A 1,598-nucleotide genomic window follows, 5' to 3' on the forward strand; every position below is an offset into this window, starting at 1 on the left:
TTGAAGCTCTGCGATCCGCCCGAAACCTGCATGACCGCCAGCGTGCGGCCCTGCGTCGGGCGGATCGAGCCTTCGGTCAGGGGCAACCAGTCGATCTGGTTCTTGAACACGGCAGTGATGTTGCCGTGCCGTTCGGGGCTGCACCAGACCTGGCCTTCAGACCAGATCGAGAGTTCCCGCAGTTCCCGCACCTTCGAATGACTTGCGGGCACGGAATCCGCTACCGGCAGGCCGGTCGGGTCGAACACCCGTGTCTCGGCCCCCAGCACCTTCAGGATGCGTTCTGCCTCAAGCACCAGCAACCGGCTGAAGGATCGGGGACGCAAAGAGCCATAGAGCAGAAGGATACGCGGCGGATGGTCCACACGCGGTTGCGGTTCCAGCCGCGCGAGATCGACCTGTTCAAGATATTCGGGGTGAAGGGCCGGCAAGTCAGGTTCGGTCATTGTGATATCGGTCCATTCATGCATTACGGCTGGTTGATTAGAGGCAGCCACAGGGCCAGCGCCAGGAGTGTGACCAGCAGGACGGGAGGTGTGATCACCAGACCCACCTTCATATATTGCCCCCACGTGACCCGATGGTTCCTGGACGCCAGCACATGCAGCCAGAGCAGTGTCGCGAGACTGCCGATCGGCGTGAATTTCGGCCCGAGGTCGCAGCCGATGATGTTGGCATAGACCATCAGGTCGCGTGTCAGCGGCGTGATGTCGTGCGCCTGCTGGATCGCCAGTGCCCCGACCAGCACACTCGGCATATTGTTCATGATGGACGACAGAACAGCCGCCAGAAAGCCGGCGCCGATGGTGGCGATGAACGGCCCCTGATGGCCAAGCCAGACCAGTGCGGCCGCAAGGTAGTCGGTCAGCCCGGCATTGCGCAGGCCATACACCACCAGATACATGCCCAGCGAGAAGATCACGATCTGCCATGGTGCGCCCATCAGCACCTTGCGAACAGGGATCACCCGGCCATATCCGGCGACGAGCAACAGGGTTCCGGCGGCCAGACAGGCTACAACACAGACCGGGATATGAAACGGCGCTGTCAGGAAATAGGCCGCCAGAACGAGGACCAGCAGCGGAAATGCCGCCCGAAATACATGGTGGTCACGAATTGCCGCAGCGGGTGCTGGCAGTTCGGCGACGGGATAGGTCGCAGGCACCTGCCGCCAGTACCACAGCCAAAGCACAGCCAGCGTCGCGCCCAGCGCCACCAGATCGACAGGGACCATGATCGCGGCATAGCGATCAAACGCAATGCCAAAGAAATTGGCGCTGACGATGTTCACCAGGTTGGAAATGACAAGCGGCAGGCTGGTGGTATCCGCGACGAACCCAGTGGCGATAATAAAGGCCAGCGCCGCGCCATGGCTCAGGCGCAGTTGCGTCAGGATAGCGATGACAATGGGCGTCAGCAGCAGCGCCGCGCCGTCATTGGCGAAAACCGCTGCAATGGCCGCTCCCAGCACCACGATCAGCGGGAATAGCGTCCGGCCTCGCCCTTTGCCCCAGCGTACGACGTGCAGGGCGGCCCAATGGAAGAACCCTGCCTCATCCAGCAACAGCGAGATGACGATCAGCGCGATAAAGGTGAAG

General features: G+C 61.8%; 2 protein-coding genes. Both read right to left on the bottom strand.

Annotated features, from left to right (window positions below; translation table 11 throughout):
- On the bottom strand, positions 1-446 hold a 446-nt coding region (locus FKW31_RS15750; protein WP_193562098.1), incomplete at its 3' end, for an NAD(P)H-dependent oxidoreductase.
- A gap of 23 nt (positions 447-469) precedes the next feature.
- Positions 470-1,598 (bottom strand): arsenic transporter (locus FKW31_RS15755; protein WP_150179056.1); only part of this gene is annotated, 1,129 nt, incomplete at its 5' end.

This window comes from Acetobacter sp. DmW_136 (genome assembly GCF_008690365.1).
GTDB lineage: Bacteria > Pseudomonadota > Alphaproteobacteria > Acetobacterales > Acetobacteraceae > Acetobacter > Acetobacter oryzifermentans.